This is a genomic window from Streptococcus suis (assembly GCA_002831545.1).
Lineage (GTDB): Bacteria > Bacillota > Bacilli > Lactobacillales > Streptococcaceae > Streptococcus > Streptococcus suis_P.
The window spans coordinates 1,412,166-1,429,890 of record CP025095.1 but is presented as its reverse complement, the minus strand read 5'-3'; the positions used below and the strand labels follow the sequence as shown (position 1 = coordinate 1,429,890).

The following is a 17,725-nucleotide window of genomic DNA, read 5'->3' as shown; positions in this document are numbered from 1 at the left end:
GGTTCTTTACTAAGTACTTATTGCTCCTATTTTTTGGTTATACATACTATAGAAAGGAAGGGAAATCCCAATGGAAAATCACCGGAAAGAAGTTAGTTTTATTTCTCAATCAATCCTCTACTCGGTTCTGCGTGGTAGTTTAGTTGGCATTGTCGCCGGTTTAGTGGTCGTTGCATTTCGCTTAGCCATTGAAAAACTATTTTCTGTCTTTACGCACCTCTATTCTCTGGCAACAGACAATGCAATCTATTTACTTCTTATTGGAGGGCTTTATCTGGTCATAGCTTTACTTGTTGGCAAGTTGATCAAAGACGAGCCAAATACAAAAGGTTCTGGTATACCTCAGGTGGAGGCAGAACTAAAAGGAATTATGGATTTAAACTGGTGGTCAGTCCTTTGGAGAAAATTTATCGGCGGTGTTTTATCCATTGCATCTGGTCTAATGCTGGGGCGTGAAGGTCCCAGTATTCAATTAGGAGCTGTAACGGCTAAAGGTATATCAGTTCTTCTTAAATCCAGTGAAATGGAAAGAAGGAGTTTGATTGCTAGTGGCGCTGCGGCAGGTTTGGCAGCAGCTTTCAATGCACCAATAGCAGGCCTTTTATTTGTTGTGGAGGAAGTCTATCATCAGTTTTCACGTCTGGTATGGGTCTCAGCCCTGGCAGCCAGTATCACTGCGAACTTTATTTCCTTACATTTTTTTGGATTAATGCCTGTTTTGCATATGCCGAAGGACTTACAGTTACTATCTCTTGACCAATATTGGATCTATATCTTACTTGGAGTTTTCCTTGGACTTGCTGGATATGTGTATGAAGTTGTTATCCTCAATATACAAGGTTTCTATACCCTCCTCTCAAAAATCATTCCTCTCCCAGTTCCATACTACAGTGTATTTGCCTTTTTGTTTATTATACCGATTGGTTATTTTTTCCCTAATCTGTTGGGTGGCGGGCATCATTTGATTTTAGAGCTCCCATATTTGGAACAAGGACTACTGACATTGGCAATCTTAATTTTAATTCGATTTGTATGGAGCATGATTTCCTATGGTTCTGGTCTACCAGGGGGCATCTTTTTGCCCATATTAACCTTAGGAAGTCTCCTTGGGCTTTTTGTCGCACGGTTCTTCCTTGATATTGGTTTCATCAGTCAGGAGCAGATGCTATTGTTTATTGTATTGGGAATGGCAGGCTTTTTCGCAGCGATTTCCAAAGCACCTCTAACTGCTATTATTTTAGTAACTGAAATGGTTGGAAGTTTGAACCAATTGATGGTCATCGGGTTGGTAGCTTTGAGTTCCTATGTGATGATGGACCTCTTAGGTGGCGCGCCAGTCTATGAAGCAATGTTGGAAAAAATTCTGCCAGAAGAAGTAGAACAGCAAGAACACATGACCTTAATAGAGGTTGTTGTCAACGAAACATTGGACAGAAGATTTGTTAGCGAGTTACGTTTACCGGATTCATGCTTGATCACCAGTCAAATTCATCATGGTAAGTCAAGGATTGTGAAAGGAAATAGCCAACTTTCTATGGGTGATTCCTTGCTCGTTGCAGTTCCAATCTCTCAAATTCATACCGTTCGTAGGATATTTGAGGGAGATTAGCATTTTTTTAGATTGTCTTAACAAAGAGATGAGAAAAGTCCCAATATTATAATGTTTCTGCTGTCTGGTCAACTCTCTCAATTCAGGAATGATTTCATCGGGAACGAAACTCCGAGGAAGCAGACCAATCCGCCTTCATTTGGCAATCCAGTAAGCATCTTTCTTGTCAGTTTTCTGACCTGTAGCCTTCATATGGGCTGGTTGAGCAAGTATTAGCTCGAAGTCATCACATAGAGCATGCTAGACAGGACACCAATAGACACCTGTGCTTTCCATACCAACAGCTTCCACATGAAATTGACTGAGAAAATCGTGGTAAGCACGTAGACCTTTAGTCGTTGTATCAAATGTAGCTAAGTAATGCCTTTGGACAAGTTGAGGGGAATACAAACGACAATGTCGACTTGATCTACACATGATTATCTATGACAATTCCTTCCTTCTTGTAAGTTAGAGAGCCTATCTACTGAATTTTATACTCTTCGAAAATCAAAATCAGACGTTGTTGACTTGATTTGATGAACTTCAGTTCTATCTGCATCTGCGTCGCCTAGTCTGTTTTTGATTTTCATTGAGTATTAGTCATATTCTTGAGTGTATATTGTGGTTCTTATCAGTAGGCTGGAGCAGTTTTGTCATCATAATTAACATCAATAATGCACCAACCGCAAGGCCCTCACGAGGTATATAATCTTAGTGAGGGCTTTATGCTCATTCTCATTATTCTGTGGGTAAGGACGGAGCCATCATGGATGTCTTGCTCACTCCCTTTTTATAGACAATATGTAAAGACCCCCAGTTGAGAATTCGTGGATTTACCTGTACACTAGAATAAAAAAAACAATCAACTTCTAACAGGAATTACCACACTCAATTGGAGGTCTTATATGTTTCATTTTACCACACTTTTCATCGGAATGGATGTTCACAAAGAAAGTTTTTCACTCTGCTATTATGATATGATGGCGAATCAATTCAAACATAGCACTAAAGTTGGTCCAAATGTTAGCTATATTGTGAACTATGTGAATGAGCTTCGTCGTTTATATGGTCAAGATGCAGAAGTGTTATGTGGCTACGAAGCCGGATGTCTTGGATTTACCCTATATCACCAGCTACAAGCTCACGGGATTCCCTGTATCGTGATGGCGCCTACAACGGTGATGAAGGAAGGATCTAAGCGTGTTAAGACTGATAAAAAAGATGCAGCTCAGCTCGCAAAAGCTCTGGCCTTTCGTAGCTATCGGCCTGTTCATGTTCCTACTGTTGAGGATGAACAAGTCAAAGAATATATCCGCATGAGAACAGACCACAAAGTGGCTCTGAAGAAAATCAAACAACAAATTCTTGCCTTCTGTCTCCGACATGATTTTCGCTATACCGAGGGAAGCAGTAATTGGACACAGAAACATGTCCGCTGGCTCCATTCCCTAAATCCTGATGGACTTTACGCAGAGATTTTGACAGAATACCTATTGACCTATGAGAAATTAGTAGATCAAATAGAACGGTATGATGCGCGAATTGAGCAACTGGGTCAAAGCGACAGTTATCAAGAGAAGGTCTCATGGCTCTCTTGCTTTATTGGCGTTAAAACACTAACCGCACTTTCCATTGTGACGGAAATCGGTGATTTTAACCGCTTTGCGACAGCTCAACATTTTGCTTCCTATCTTGGGCTAACTCCTAACGAAAATTCTAGCGGTGACAAGGAGAGAAGAGGTGCTATCACCAAAGCTGGGAATAGCCATGTGAGACGACTTCTGATAGAAGCTGCACAATCATTGGCTAAGGGGACGATTGGGTATAAATCCAAAGAATTGAAACGGAGACAAAGTGGAAACCGAGTGGAGGTGATTGCTTATGCGGATAAGGCTAATGAACGCTTAAGAAGACGTTATCGCACACTTGTTCTAGGAAAAAATAAGAAACAAAATGTTGCTAAAACAGCTATTGCACGAGAATTGTCTGGTTTTATTTGGGGGATGATGACAGGAAGAATAGCTTGAAGTTAGCGCTTGTTTTCATGTACACTTTTGACCATTAAGTTTTATCATCGCAGAGCGATGAGGAATCCCTATTTCTATCCAAAATCACTGGGTGAATTTGGACAGAAATAAGGATTGAAATCATGTTTGAATGGAAAGTATCTTGAAGGAGTTTAGGACTTCAAGGTTTGAGTCATCTACGAAATGACTAAGTGGCACAATTGTGATCCACGCTTATAGAGAGTAGGACTCGCGGCAGAACCATTGACCTGTAGGTAACCAATCCACGAATATCAGAGTGGCCAATGCCCGAAGCTAAGAACTAGGCTCTTTCTAGATACTTTTCATTTTTTAATCAGTTCGATTGTTTTTACTTGACAAAGGGCTTTACATATCAGTCATTTGAATTAACTTTGATACATCGTCACTTTCGGATTGCCGTACTCTAGTACTGCCTGCCCTCAGTTCCTTGTCTGAAAGCTAATTCATTTGACTATAGTGTGCATTATCTGTATCTATGGTTATAGATATTATTGATAGCTAGTTATAGTTTGAATAAATAACTGAATTTTCAGAATATACTTGCAATACTGATAATTTTGTGTTTTAATATATTTATTGGTTTTGCCAATAATGAAGGAGAAAAACTAGGAGGAAAAGTTATGAAAAAGAAAGAAACTTTCTCACTTCGGAAGTATAAAATTGGAACTGTGTCTGTTCTTTTGGGTGCAGTTTTTTTGTTTGCAGGTGCACCATCGGTAGCTGCAGATGAATTGACAAGCCTAGTAGAGACTAAGGTGGAAACAACTGTTCCTGACGCAATCGTCAGCGAATCAACCTCAGAAAGTCCCGTTGTCGAGGAGTTAGTTGACACTTCTGTGGAGGCTACCCCAACTGATGTAACCACTACAGATAATGTAGAGGAAACACTTGGCTCAGAAGCTCTTGAAAACATCACAAATACAGAAGTAGAAGCGACTCAACCAGCTGTAGAAACTCCAGCTATTTCAGAGAAAAAAGTAGAAGAAGAGGAGAAGCTTGCCGTAGCAGATGAGACTACTGCTATTACTAATCAGGAAGAAGCGAAACCACAAAACATTGATAGTAATACGATCATTACAGTACCTAAAGTTTGGGATAGTGGTTACAAGGGCGAAGGAACAGTAGTTGCAATCATTGATTCCGGTCTTGACGTTGATCACGATGTATTGCATATTTCAGATCTCTCAACTGCAAAATATAAATCAGAAAAAGAGATAGAAGCAGCTAAAGAAGCAGCAGGAATTACCTACGGTGAATGGTTTAACGATAAGGTTGTATTTGGTTATAACTATGTTGATGTGAATACTGTCTTGAAAGAAGAAGACAAACGCTCACACGGTATGCACGTAACGAGTATTGCCACAGGAAATCCGACACAACCAGTCGCTGGACAATTAATGTATGGTGTAGCTCCTGAAGCGCAAGTCATGTTTATGCGTGTATTCTCAGACCTCAAAGCTACAACAGGCGCAGCATTGTACGTAAAGGCGATTGAAGATGCTGTAAAATTGGGTGCAGATAGCATCAACCTCAGCCTGGGAGGAGCTAATGGTTCTGTTGTTAACATGGATGAAAATGTGACTGCAGCAATCGAGGCTGCTCGTCGTGCAGGGGTTTCTGTTGTTATTGCAGCTGGTAATGATGGAACATTTGGTTCAGGTCATTCTAATCCGTCAGCCGATTATCCAGATTATGGCTTAGTCGGTGCACCTTCAACAGCTCGCGATGCAATTTCTGTCGCTTCTTACAATAACACAACGGTTGGTAGTAAAGTAATTAATATCATTGGCTTAGAAAACAATGCTGACTTGAATTACGGTAAAAGTTCGTTTGATAATCCAGAGAAAAGTCCCGTACCATTTGAAATCGGGAAAGAATATGAATATGTCTATGCGGGAATCGGTCAAGCTTCGGATTTTGATGGTCTAGATTTGACTGGAAAACTTGCACTCATCAAACGTGGAACGATTACCTTCTCAGAAAAAATAGCCAATGCAACAGCTGCAGGTGCAGTAGGGGTGGTCATTTTCAATAGCCGTCCAGGTGAAGCCAATGTAAGCATGCAACTTGATGATACAGCTATTGCAATTCCATCTGTCTTCATTCCATTGGAATTTGGTGAAGCTTTGGCAGCTAACTCATATAAGATTGCGTTCAATAACGAAACGGATATTCGCCCTAACCCAGAAGCAGGTCTTCTTTCAGATTTTTCAAGTTGGGGTCTGTCAGCGGATGGCGAGCTAAAACCAGACTTAGCTGCTCCAGGTGGTGCTATTTATGCAGCCATCAATGATAATGACTATGCCAACATGCAGGGAACAAGTATGGCTTCACCACACGTAGCAGGAGCAGCCGTACTAGTAAAACAATATTTACAGGCAACTTACCCTACTAAGTCCCCTCAAGAAATCGAAGCCTTAGTAAAACACTTGCTTATGTCTACTGCTAAAGCACATGTGAACAAAGAAACAACAGCCTACACTTCCCCTCGCCAACAAGGTGCAGGTATCATCGATACTGCGGCAGCTATTTCTACAGGTTTATATTTGACTGGCGAAGACGGTTATGGCAGCATTACCTTGGGAAATGTTGAGGATACATTCAGCTTTACGGTCACACTTCATAACATTACAAACGAAGATAAGACTTTAAACTACTCAACGCAATTAACAACGGATACTGTCCAAAACGGATTGATCACCTTGGCTCCGCGTCTATTAGCAGAGATTCCTGGCGGTAAGGTGACTGTGCAAGCCAATTCAAGTACAACTGTTACAATTAATGTCGATGCAGCAAGCTTTGCAGAAGAATTGACAGGTTTAATGAAAAACGGTTACTATCTTGAAGGTTTTGTTCGATTTACAGATGTAGCCGATGGCGGTGATATTGTCAGCATTCCATACGTTGGTTTCCGTGGGGAATTCCAAAAACTAGCCGTTCTAGAAGAGCCGATTTACAATCTTATTGCCGATGGTAAGGGGGGCTTCTACTTTGAACCTGTTACAGCACAACCAGATACTGTTGATATCAGCCATCACTACACAGGTCTTGTTACAGGAAGTACGGAGTTAATCTATTCTACAGACAAACGATCTGACTTTGCGATCAAGACACTTGGTACATTTAAAAATGAAGCAGGATACTTTGTTTTAGAGCTTGATGAGTCCGGTAAGCCTCATTTAGCTATCTCACCAAATGGAGATGACAACCAAGACTCGCTCGCTTTCAAAGGTGTCTTCTTGAGAAATTATACGGATTTAGTCGCAAGCGTCTATGCTGCAGATGATACTGAGCGAACAAATCCACTTTGGGAAAGTCAACCACAGTCAGGCAATAAGAACTTCTATAGTGGTGATCCTAAAAATCCAAAATCAAGCATTATTTACCCTACTGAATGGAATGGGACAGACAGCGAGGGAAATGCTTTAGCAGATGGTAAGTATCAATACGTTTTGACCTACTCATCTGAAGTTCCAGGTGCAGCAGTACAAACTATGATTTTCGATGTTATCATCGATAGAGAATCACCAGTTATCACCACAGCTACCTATGATGAAACAAACTTTACATTTAACCCTCGTCCAGCCATTGAAAAAGGAGAATCCGGTCTATATCGCGAGCAAGTATTCTACCTTGTAGCGGATGCAAGCGGTGTGACAACTATTCCTTCCTTATTAGAAAATGGTGATGTAACCGTTTCTGATAACAAGGTATTTGTGGCACAAAACGACGATGGCTCCTTTACATTGCCTCTTGATCTTGCAGATATTTCAAAATTCTACTACACAGTAGAGGATTATGCTGGTAACATCAGCTATGAAAAAGTAGAGAATCTGATCAGTATCGGCAATGAAAAAGGGTTGGTAACTGTCAATATTCTTGATAAAGATACAAATAGTCCTGCACCAATACTTTTCTCTTACTCAGTCACCGATGAAACAGGCAAGATTGTTGCAGAATTACCACGATATGCCGGCGATACTAGCGTTCTTAAGCTACCATTTGGTACTTACACCTTTGATTTATTCTTATATGATACAGAATGGTCAAGCCTAGCAGGTGAAACCAAAGCAGTCGTGACGATTTCGGAAGAAAATAGCACTGCCGAGGTGAATTTCTATGTGACTTTGAAAGATAAGGCCAACTTGCTGGTAGATATTGATGCATTACTACCTTCTGGTTCAACCATCCAACTGGTAACTGCTGATGGTCAGACTATTCAGCTACCAAATGCTAAATATTCTAAGACCGATTATGGTAAATTTGTACCAGTTGGTACCTACACTATCCTTCCAACCCTCCCAGAAGGCTATGAATTTTGGGAAGAATTAGACGTAGTAGTACTTGCAAACCAGTCAAATGTTAAGAAATTAACCTTGATTAATAAAGTTGCTTTGAAAGAACTGATTGCTGAACTTGCTGGACTTGAAGAAACAGCGCGTTATTACAATGCTAGTCCAGAACTTCAAACTGCCTATGTTAAAGCATTAGAAGATGCCAATGCAGTATATGCCAACAAACACAATCAGGCACAAGTAGATTCAGCAGTTGCCAGTCTTGTGGCAGCGAGAGAGCAGCTAAACGGTCAGGCTACCGATACGGAAAAACTGATTGCTGAAGTATCAAACTACACACCGACTCAGGCAAACTTTATTTATTATAATGCTGAAAATACCAAACAAATTGCCTATGATACAGCTGTTCGTTCGGCACAACTTGTATTGAACCAAGAGAATGTAACACAGGCAGTTGTCAACCAAGCGTTGGCAGACTTGTTAGCAGCAAAAGCCGGCTTAGATGGTCAAAAGACTGATATTTCAGCCCTTCGTAGCGCAGTATCCGTTTCTTCCGTATTAAAAGCGACAGATGCTAAGTATCTCAATGCATCTGAAAACGTGAAACAAGCTTATGACCAGGCAGTTGAAGCAGCGAAAGCGATTCTAGCTGACGAATCTGCAAGCCAAGCAAGTGTCGATCAAGCTCTAGCCGTTCTGACAAGCGCTCAGGCAGAACTGGATGGTGTTGCTACTTCAACAAATGATGCCAAAGAGCCAGTAAATACTGCCACTGACAAAAAAGATGAAGGCACTGTAACGGCTCCACCTATAGACTCAGAAAAAGTTGATGTACAGGCACCTCCTGTAAAAGATACTGGGAATTCAGGATATGTACCGATAGGGCAGAAGCCAAACCCTCAACCAACTTTACCTCGTCCAGTCACTTTGCAAGCTAGTCTATCTAGCCCTAATCAAGAAAAACAGGTGACTCAACTACCAAATACTGGAGACAATGATACGAGATACTATCTTGTTCTTGGTGTCATTATTGGGCTAGGGACTCTGTTGGTAAGCAAACGACGTCATAAAGAAGAAGTCTAAGAAAATATAGTCATACTCTTCGAAAATCAAAATTATCCGTTGTCAACTTGCCTTGATGAGTGAAAAGCTCCAGTGGAGGTTTTCAGCCTGTTACCTTGAAATAAGATAGTAACAGAGTTCTATCTTCGGCTTCGTTTTCTAGGCAACTTTTGATTTGCATTGAGTAGCATTTTCTACCATTTGTCAGGCTTTAATCACGAGTTTGTTATATAAAAGACCGCTTAATCATTGATTAGGCGGTTGTTTGTGTTTGAAATTGAAGCATTGTCTTTTGGATGTTTCTTGAGACATCAGTTGGCTTTACAAGATAATAATCTTGAGCCAGTTGGTCAGCAATATAGGAGTGGAGGTAGGTTGCTACAAGGATTCTTTCATATAGTTGAACATGGGGAAATTGTACAGCGAATCCTGCAATCATACCTGCAAGAGTATCTCCCATACCTCCTGTTGCTTGGTAGGGACCACCAGCTCCTATTGGGGTGACTTGGTTTGGCTGGGTTTTTAGGATTTGAGTAGCGGAACTTTTAGCTACAAGGATTGTATTTTCTTGAAAAGATTGCAAGGCTTCAAGATTTCTTTGGTTTGTTTGGTCAGCAATTGGAATGGCTGATAACCGTTCCCATTCTTTCTGGTGGGGTGTCAGGATGACTTGTTTACACGGGAAGTTCTTTCTGTTTTGCTTTGCGACTAAGGTAAGGGCTGAGCCGTCAAGAACTAAAATCTGCTGGTCAGATAAATGTTCAAAAACAAAGTCCAATAACTGTTCAGCTCTGCTATTTTCCCCCAAACCTGGACCAATCAATACCAAGTCAGCATTTTCTAAGCTACTTATCAGCAAGGCTTGATCGTCAAATGAAAATGCCATGGCTTCAGGCAGATGACTATGTAAGGCTGGTATGTTATCTTTTTCAGTAGCAACAGTTACCAAGCCTGCTCCACTGTTGACGCTTGCTAGTGCGGCCATGATAATCGCTCCACCATAGGGATACAGTCCACCAATCAGCAAGACTCGACCATAGCTTCCCTTATGGCTGTTGCGTGGCCTTGCTTGAATGACCTTTCTACAGAGTTCTTGTAAGTCCATACATATTCCCCCTTTTCTTTTTATTATACCATGAGGAATGAGGTTTATGACAATCCAGATTTTAGATAAATCCAAGTTTTCATGCTATAATGAATTCATGGTATTATCAAAAAAACGTGCAAGAAAAGTTATTGAAGAAATCATCGCTCTATATCCTGATGCTAAGCCTAGCTTGGACTTTCGAAATCACTTTGAGTTGGTATGTGCAGTGCTCTTATCTGCTCAAACTACAGATGCTGCGGTGAATAAGGCAACACCTGGTTTGTTCGCAGCTTTCCCTACGCCCCAAGCCATGGCGGCAGCAGAAGTGAAGGATATTGAGCCTTATATTTCTCGTTTGGGTTTGTACCGAAACAAGGCAAAGTTTTTAAAAGACTGTGCCCAGCAGTTGATGGAACGGCATAATGGCATTGTTCCTCAAACTCGTGAGGAATTAGAAGCCTTGGCAGGAGTGGGAAGAAAAACGGCCAATGTTGTTTTAAGTGTCGGTTTCGGAATTCCCGCCTTCGCAGTTGATACCCACGTGGGACGGATTTGTAAACACCACGATATTGTCAAAAAATCGGCTACACCCCTGGAAACAGAAAAGCGAGTCATGGAAGTCTTACCTCCTGAACTCTGGCTCCCTGCTCATCAAGCTATGATTTATTTTGGTCGTGAGGTTTGCCATCCTAAGAACCCTGAATGCGAAAAATTCCCACAATTATATGAATTTGATTAAAAAAGCGTTGGCTACAGTATGAACTGTAAGCAACGCTTTTTTTCTATCATCTAAATTGTTCAATTTCTTTTTTTGCAATCGAAAGATAGCCTGTTTCTTCCATCAATTCAAGCAGTTGGAGTCCTTTTTCGATTAGTTCGTCATTATCTGTGCAGATACCGTAGCGGACTTGGGCAAAAGCCAGTATATCATACCGTCTTTCTTCTTTTGATAAGCATAGAATTCTATCTAAGATAAGACGACAATCTTTCTTACGATTGTGATAAAGATAGAGGGTACTTAGATTTTCTAATATTGTCAGTTGTCTGGTTTTGGTGTTTACAAAATCCTTGTATTTATCAAGTGTTTTTAAGATACCTTCTGTGACTAGGTTTACCGAATCAATGGGGAAGAAGTAGAGAATGGTATTGAGCATGCGAATGTCGCTCCAGTACCAGTTGTCTCGCTTTTCCAGTTCCTTCCAGATTTTTTCAGTTAGTTTTTTGGTGCTTTCCTCAATATCCTCTATACCAGACTTTCTGACCTTGTACATGATTTCTGACAGTTCAGATAGATGTTGGATGGGTAAATCTTGGTGGGTCTTTAAGTAGTCTTGGCACTTTTTGAGTAATACCTTAAATCCCTCTGGATTGGTAGAATGGACTTGCCCAGCGAAGTCTGTAAAGATTTCCTGCCGTTTGCTGGGCTGGTGGTAGTTACAGATATAGTCAAATTCTGCAAAGTCCATGTCCAGCTGCTGGAGGAGAAAGTGCATGGTTTCGTAGCGAGGGGTAGATTGCCCTTTTTCAAAGCTGATTAGGGCTTGGCGACTGATGCCTTTGCCGACAACTTCTGTCTGTTTTATGCCCTTACTCTCACGAATCTGCTTATATACTTTGCCAATATCCCATCTCATGCGAGTTCCTCCCGAATAAGTGTAAAAAAACTTGACAGTTTTTCCAATTTTATAAATAGTAGTATATCATTGTTTTAAGAAAAAGGAAAGGAGAAAAGATATGGTTGATTTGGCTCAATTGATAGGTCTTTTTGATTATTTTCTGTGGAAAGTATTGCTTTAAGTGCAGGAAATGTTGACATTGTGATTAATGTGAATTGTTGAATGATAGTATATGCGTGCAAGTCAACTATACTATTTGCTTTTTGTGAAAGATAAATGCTGGAGGTATAAGTATGAAAAGATTATTAACATGTTTAGTAGCAACAAGTGTTGTAGCAACTGGTCTTTTAGTAGGTTCTAATTCAGTTGAAGCTGAAACTCGTCATCCCCACCCAACTTATACAGATACTTGGAATTTTGGGGTTACCAATGATGGTTGGGCTTACTCACATTATTATTTGGAAGCACCAGTTCGTTTGGGGAGCAGTGCGACAGTTACCGATTTCTGGGGTAATGTGAAATCATATAAGGCAGCCAATTATGGTTGGGCTATAGCAGGAGCCAAAAAGAATTGGGATTGGATTCAAGCAAAAGCTTACTATGGTTGGTATTGGTTCTAGAAATATGACTGAAGGGTGAGGAAGACATCTTTGCCCTTCCTTAGTATTGGAGGAATATATGAAGTGGAGAGCATCCCTTATAAGTGTGTTTATGGTGCTATTATCCGTTTTATCATTTGGAGCTGTGAAGGAATTTGGGAATGACATAAAGTATCCAGCACAGGCTGCATTTTCACTTATCAATAGTGGTGGGGCAGTGGATAAGACAGCAGTATTCTCAAGTATAGAATCTCTGGCTCAAGAATATGATATACAAGTTTATCGCCCATTTATTGATAAAAATGGTGAACAGGCTACTTTTGTCTTTCATCCAACAAAAAATGATGAGTCCTATGTCACCAATATAGATAGCTTGTTGAATAGCGATGTGAGTGGAATGTATTATACCAGCAAGTCTGTACCTGCTGCTTTTCGAGAACAACTTGAATCCTATGGGTTAATTGTTCAAGCTGCGGATATTAGTTGGTATATGATACCTGTCTATTTTTTATTTACTAATTTGCGTTCTTTGGCAGTATGGACCTTATTTTTTGTTTTTGCCTTGGGATTATTAGCAGTAAAATTAATGTACGCCAAGCAGGCTATGATTTACAGAAGTTTGGGGCAGTTCGGTGCTATTCAACAAAAACATATTTTACAAGATATTGGTAGTCTGCTGTTCAATTATATGATATTATTGCTCGGCTTTATCCTTTACCAAGGTACTTTTTCTAATGTATTCGTCAAAACCTACTTACTTTTAATGGGGGTTAATAGTCTTATTCTTTTGGGGATTACCTGTTTTGTAAATGGAATTTATGGCTTGAATATCCGATGGATTAAACCGATTTCAATCTTAAAAAATAAGCCAGCCACCCGATTTGTTCTTTGGGTATGGTTAGTAGGTATTTGCCTTTCGACAAGTATTTTTGGACTGACACTACATAAAAGTTTAGATATGATTGCTCGTTCCCACAGCCAGATAGAAGTATTGGATAAGTGGGAAGTTGCTAAAGGTTTCGCCACTATTACTTGGTTTAATAGTATGAGCGAAAACATGGATGCCAATCATCAGATTGATGGTCAGTTTATGAAAGAACAAACTGAAAAATACCGAATGTTTATACAATCCTTTGAGCAAGAGGATATGCTCTATTCAGCACCCTCTGCTTTTGGTGAGGCAACAAGTAGTCATCTTCCAGTGCCCCTACAAGAAGAATTAAATGCCAATGGTATCAAACCTCAACTTGCTAGTGCTATCCGATATGTTAACAAAGGTTTTATCGAAAAGAATAAACAGCTGTACCCAACTAATCAGTATGGCAATCCGTCAACTGAAAGCGTAGGCATCATTTATATCCCAGAGAATCAATTAGAAAATACCGAGAATGTTCGTGCCATTGTTGCACATGAATGGTTTCAATACAGTAGTCTAAGTGCGTCGGATTTAACGGTACAACCAGTTCCTAGTCAACAAAAGACATTTTTATTTAACCACACGGGCGATGAACATGAGCTATTTACGACACAAGAAAAGACAGACGCTATTTTAGTAGCGTTAAATGTTGACTATTTTACCGAGGATGCTTTGGAAACAGCTTTTTTAAATATTGCGCATGTAGGAATCTTTAAACAATCCATTATTCAAGAAAAGATTACTAGCGCAGGGCTCACAAATTTTTCTAGTTTGACAAATGTTGCTGAGAAACTCCTTCTTGAACGCAATCGTCTGAATAGCCAACTAACAGGAAGTGTGATTGCCCTAACTATTCTATTTATCTGCCAACTGTTTATCATGTATGAATATGTAACTACTATTATGAAAAAATGTGCAAAAAAACTAGCTATCTACAGTTTATTGGGAAGTCAGAACTACCAAGTGATTTTGCGGAACTTACTCCCTATATTGGTAATAAATGGAATTTCTGCAGTAGTAGTTTGGCTTTTGACACTCCACCCATCTGTTGTTTTTTTAGTTTGGGGAATGTTTATGCTGGAGTTGCTAATTATGTCACTCCTATCTTATCATTTGGTGATGAAAAAACGAGTTCAGATAATAAAAGGAGATTTTGAAGCAGTATGATTGAAGTTAGAAATATTGAAAAAAGTTACGGTAAAAAGAAAATTTTTAGGGATGTGAACATTGATTTTCATACAAATACCTCATATGCTATTATTGGTCCGTCTGGGTCAGGGAAAAGTACCTTCTTAAATGCAGTAGCTCGATTGGAGAAACCAGATAAGGGAACCATCCGAATTGATGGGAAAGATATTTGGAAGATGAAAGAGCAGGACTATTTTAAAAACCATCTTGGCTATGTCTTTCAAAACTATGCCTTGATTGAGGAAGAAACGGTGTGGGACAACCTGAAAATGTTAGCCAAGAAAGAAGAGGTTGTTACAGCCTTACGACAGGTTGGTTTAGATGAATCCTATCTAAAGCATAAAATCTACGAACTTTCTGGAGGACAGGCCCAACGCGTATCCATCGCTAGACTACTGCTGAAAAAAGCGAGAGTAATATTAGCAGATGAACCAACAGGTGCTTTGGATAAGAAGACAGGAAACGAGATTATTCTGCTACTTTTAGGGTTGGTATCTCCTGAAACAGTCCTTATTGTTGCGACGCATGATGAAGAAGTTTGCAAACAAGTTGATACCGTCATTGACTTGTCAAATTTACTATAATGAAATAAAAGATCAAAGAAAATCTTCAGTTTTTGGAGATTTTTTTCGTTTTCTTGTCAGAAATGCCTAGCTAAATCAGAACGTTTTTTAAATTTTTCTAGAAAAATACTATCAAAACGAAACTATACGAATGTTCAGATAGATTCTATTTAAATATTTTCTATAAAAACGAATATTACATTGCAAATACTCTTTGATATTGACAAAACACAAACAATAAGATATAATCTTAGATGTCGGTTAAGGAAAAGCGAACAAAATATCGTTTCCTAATACAAAAATCATTAAAAAACGAACTGAGGAGAAAGCCATGTTTAATGAAACGCCTGTTTTTGACTACGAAGATATCCAGTTGATTCCTAATAAATGCATCATCAATAGCCGTTCGGAGGCAGATACATCTGTCACTCTTGGAAAATATAGCTTTAAATTACCAGTTGTTCCAGCTAATATGCAGACTATTATTGATGAAGATGTGGCAGAAATGCTTGCCAAAGAAGGGTATTTCTATATCATGCATCGTTTCGATGAAGCTGGTCGTATTCCATTTATCAAACGCATGCACGAGCAAGGTTTGATTGCCTCCATTTCGGTTGGTGTAAAAGACTATGAGTACGACTTTGTTTCTAGTTTAAAAGCTGACGCACCTGAGTTTATTACCATTGACATCGCACATGGGCATGCTGACAGTGTCATTAAGATGATCAAGCATATCAAGAAAGAATTGCCTGAGACTTTTGTTATTGCTGGAAATGTCGGCACGCCTGAAGCTGTTCGTGAATTGGAAAATGCTGGTGCAGATGCGACAAAAGTTGGTATTGGTCCTGGTAAGGTCTGCATCACCAAGGTCAAGACTGGTTTTGGTACTGGCGGTTGGCAGCTGGCTGCCCTTCGTTGGTGTGCAAAGGCTGCTCGTAAGCCAATTATTGCGGATGGCGGTATTCGCACCCACGGAGATATTGCCAAATCCATCCGCTTTGGTGCAAGTATGGTCATGATTGGCTCGCTCTTTGCCGGTCACATTGAAAGCCCAGGAAAGACCGTAGAAGTGGACGGCAAACAGTTTAAAGAATACTACGGTTCAGCATCTGAATACCAAAAAGGTGCCTATAAAAACGTAGAAGGTAAAAAAATTCTCCTGCCAGCCAAAGGCCACTTGAAAGATACGCTGGTTGAAATGGAGCAAGATTTGCAGTCATCTATTTCTTATGCAGGAGGACGTGACATTACCAGCTTGAAGCATGTGGACTATGTTATCGTGAAAAACTCTATCTGGAATGGTGACTCTATCTAGTCAAAGAGGACTTGCAATGCAGGTCCTTTTCTTGTTACAATATTTATATAAAATTGAAAGAGAATAAGTATGTACCAAACAAGAAATAACAAAGAGAAGCTCTGGCTCTTTATCAAAATATTTTTGCCCATTTTAATTTACCAATTTGCTAATTACTCGGCATCTTTTATCGATACCATGATGACTGGTCAGTATAGTACTATGGATTTGGCAGGTGTTTCCATGGCAACAAGTCTTTGGAATCCGCTTTTTTCATTTCTAACAGGGATTGTATCTGCATTGGTCCCAATCATCGCTCAATATTTAGGAAAAGGTGAAAGAGATAAGATTCGCCAGGAGTTTCATCAGTTTGTCTATCTAGCCATCGGATTAACCATTTTACTCTTATGTTCGGTCCTTTTTATTGCTATTCCAGCCCTTGAACGTTTTGAACTTGATGAATCTGTTTTTCAAGTTGGTCGGCAGTACCTCTATTTTATTTCCATTGGTATCCTGCCTCTCTTGCTCTTTAGTGTCTGTCGCTCTTTTTTCGACGCCCTCGGTTTGACTCAGCTATCCATGTACCTCATGTTGCTCCTTGTCCCATTTAACAGTCTATTTAACTATCTCTTGATTTATGGGAAAATGGGCCTCCCGGCCCTAGGCGGAGCTGGAGCTGGATTGGGTACTGCTTTAGCTTACTGGGCCGTGTTACTCGTAATTGTCCTTGTCATGTGCAAAAATAAGACTATTGCATCTTATCAGATTTGGCGGTGGAGTCCGATTGACCTTTCTTTATTGAAGGAAGGCTTGAAAATTGGTTTGCCGATTGGTTTGCAAGTCTTTGCAGAAGTAGCAATTTTTGCAGTAGTAGGGCTCTACATGGCAAAATTTTCAGCACAGATTATAGCAGCCCACCAGTCAGCTATGAACTTTGCGACATTATTATATGCCTTTCCTGCCTCAGTTTCTTCAGCCCTAGCTATTGTCATTGCTTATGAAGTAGGGGCTAAACGACCACAGGATGTGAAAGCCTACAGCCGTCTGGGACGCTTGGTTGCACTTGGTTTTGCAGGCCTAACACTCACTTTCCTTTATTTTTTCCGCTCCAAAGTTGCCTACCTTTATGGTAATGACGCAGAATTTATCCGTCTGACCTCGCATTTTCTAAGCTTTGCCCTCATGTTCCAATTGGCAGATGCCTTTACAGCACCTATTCAGGGGATTTTACGTGGTTACAAGGATACGACTGTTCCATTTATACTTGGTTTGGTTGCCTATTGGTCCATGACCTTCCCAGTCGCATTCTTGCTTGAAAGATTTTTCCAAATGGGTCCAGAAGCCTATTGGATCGGTCTTATTTCAGGGATTTTTGTCTGCGGAATAGCCCTAAGATTGCGTTTGAGGAAAATTGCTAGCAGTCAATAGATTTCGATGTTTTTGCTTGACAGATTTTCTGAGCTTGA

General features: G+C 40.1%; 12 protein-coding genes and 1 pseudogene. 9 read left to right on the top strand and 4 right to left on the bottom strand.

Annotated features, from left to right (window positions below):
* The first annotated feature begins 70 nt into the window (after positions 1-70).
* Positions 71-1,609 (top strand): ClC family H(+)/Cl(-) exchange transporter, encoded by a 1,539-nt coding sequence (locus CWM22_07085; GenBank protein AUC91667.1) that lies wholly within the window; start codon positions 71-73, stop codon positions 1,607-1,609.
* Between the two features lie 48 nt (positions 1,610-1,657).
* Here the strand turns inward: CWM22_07085 and CWM22_07080 are convergent.
* Both CWM22_07080 and CWM22_07075 read right to left on the bottom strand, forming a co-directional pair.
* Positions 1,658-2,007 (bottom strand): annotated as a pseudogene (locus CWM22_07080) (IS110 family transposase).
* Positions 2,008-2,082: 75 nt separating this feature from the next.
* Positions 2,083-2,181: a hypothetical protein gene (locus tag CWM22_07075; protein ID AUC91666.1), complete on the bottom strand. Its 99-nt coding sequence runs from the start codon at positions 2,179-2,181 to the stop codon at positions 2,083-2,085.
* A gap of 315 nt (positions 2,182-2,496) precedes the next feature.
* On the opposite strand from CWM22_07075, the gene CWM22_07070 reads away from it, so the two are divergent.
* Together CWM22_07070 and CWM22_07065 are read left to right on the top strand one after the other, a co-directional pair.
* A complete protein-coding gene (locus CWM22_07070; GenBank protein ID AUC91665.1) occupies positions 2,497-3,618 on the top strand; it encodes an IS110 family transposase in 1,122 nt (373 codons plus the stop codon).
* A gap of 641 nt (positions 3,619-4,259) precedes the next feature.
* Positions 4,260-9,017: a serine protease gene (locus tag CWM22_07065; GenBank protein AUC91664.1), complete on the top strand. Its 4,758-nt coding sequence runs from the start codon at positions 4,260-4,262 to the stop codon at positions 9,015-9,017.
* 232 nt (positions 9,018-9,249) lie between these two features.
* On the opposite strand, the gene CWM22_07060 is transcribed toward CWM22_07065, so the two are convergent.
* Positions 9,250-10,101 carry an NAD(P)H-hydrate dehydratase gene (locus CWM22_07060; GenBank protein ID AUC91663.1) on the bottom strand — a complete coding sequence of 284 codons (852 nt, stop codon included), beginning with the start codon at positions 10,099-10,101 and terminating at the stop codon, positions 9,250-9,252.
* Positions 10,102-10,198: 97 nt separating this feature from the next.
* Between CWM22_07060 and nth the strand changes: the two genes are divergently transcribed.
* Positions 10,199-10,822, top strand: a complete 624-nt coding sequence (nth, locus tag CWM22_07055) for an endonuclease III (GenBank protein ID AUC92862.1) — start codon at positions 10,199-10,201, stop codon at positions 10,820-10,822.
* 46 nt (positions 10,823-10,868) lie between these two features.
* Here nth and CWM22_07050 read toward each other — a convergent pair whose 3' ends face one another.
* On the bottom strand, positions 10,869-11,717 hold the full coding sequence (locus CWM22_07050) for an XRE family transcriptional regulator (GenBank protein ID AUC91662.1): 849 nt from the start codon (positions 11,715-11,717) through the stop codon (positions 10,869-10,871).
* 275 nt (positions 11,718-11,992) lie between these two features.
* On the opposite strand from CWM22_07050, the gene CWM22_07045 reads away from it, so the two are divergent.
* The 5 genes from CWM22_07045 to CWM22_07025 all read left to right on the top strand — a co-directional run bounded on the left by CWM22_07045 (position 11,993) and on the right by CWM22_07025 (position 17,687).
* Entirely contained in the window at positions 11,993-12,319 is a 327-nt protein-coding gene (locus CWM22_07045; GenBank protein ID AUC91661.1) for a bacteriocin, lactococcin 972 family protein, read from the top strand.
* Between the two features lie 91 nt (positions 12,320-12,410).
* Positions 12,411-14,381 carry an ABC transporter permease gene (locus tag CWM22_07040; GenBank protein AUC91660.1) on the top strand — a complete coding sequence of 657 codons (1,971 nt, stop codon included), beginning with the start codon at positions 12,411-12,413 and terminating at the stop codon, positions 14,379-14,381.
* A complete protein-coding gene (locus tag CWM22_07035; GenBank protein AUC91659.1) occupies positions 14,378-14,986 on the top strand; it encodes an ABC transporter ATP-binding protein in 609 nt (202 codons plus the stop codon). Before CWM22_07040 ends, CWM22_07035 begins: the two co-directional genes overlap by 4 nt.
* Positions 14,987-15,296: 310 nt before the next feature.
* A complete protein-coding gene (guaC, locus tag CWM22_07030) occupies positions 15,297-16,280 on the top strand; it encodes a GMP reductase (protein ID AUC91658.1) in 984 nt (327 codons plus the stop codon).
* 69 nt (positions 16,281-16,349) lie between these two features.
* Positions 16,350-17,687, top strand: a complete 1,338-nt coding sequence (locus tag CWM22_07025; GenBank protein AUC91657.1) for an MATE family efflux transporter — start codon at positions 16,350-16,352, stop codon at positions 17,685-17,687.
* Positions 17,688-17,725: the final 38 nt, after the last annotated feature.

Bases quoted from the DNA above. Each gene is read 5' to 3' on its own strand.
- CWM22_07070 (AUC91665.1), top strand. From the start codon at position 2,497: ATGTTTCATTTTACCACACTTTTCATCGGAATGGATGTTCACAAAGAA.
- CWM22_07025 (AUC91657.1), top strand. From the start codon at position 16,350: ATGTACCAAACAAGAAATAACAAAGAGAAGCTCTGGCTCTTTATCAAA.
- CWM22_07035 (AUC91659.1), top strand. From the start codon at position 14,378: ATGATTGAAGTTAGAAATATTGAAAAAAGTTACGGTAAAAAGAAAATT.
- guaC (AUC91658.1), top strand. From the start codon at position 15,297: ATGTTTAATGAAACGCCTGTTTTTGACTACGAAGATATCCAGTTGATT.
- CWM22_07045 (AUC91661.1), top strand. From the start codon at position 11,993: ATGAAAAGATTATTAACATGTTTAGTAGCAACAAGTGTTGTAGCAACT.
- CWM22_07050 (AUC91662.1), bottom strand. From the start codon at position 11,717: ATGAGATGGGATATTGGCAAAGTATATAAGCAGATTCGTGAGAGTAAG.
- CWM22_07065 (AUC91664.1), top strand. From the start codon at position 4,260: ATGAAAAAGAAAGAAACTTTCTCACTTCGGAAGTATAAAATTGGAACT.
- CWM22_07075 (AUC91666.1), bottom strand. From the start codon at position 2,181: ATGAAAATCAAAAACAGACTAGGCGACGCAGATGCAGATAGAACTGAA.
- CWM22_07085 (AUC91667.1), top strand. From the start codon at position 71: ATGGAAAATCACCGGAAAGAAGTTAGTTTTATTTCTCAATCAATCCTC.
- CWM22_07040 (AUC91660.1), top strand. From the start codon at position 12,411: ATGGTGCTATTATCCGTTTTATCATTTGGAGCTGTGAAGGAATTTGGG.
- nth (AUC92862.1), top strand. From the start codon at position 10,199: ATGGTATTATCAAAAAAACGTGCAAGAAAAGTTATTGAAGAAATCATC.
- CWM22_07060 (AUC91663.1), bottom strand. From the start codon at position 10,101: ATGGACTTACAAGAACTCTGTAGAAAGGTCATTCAAGCAAGGCCACGC.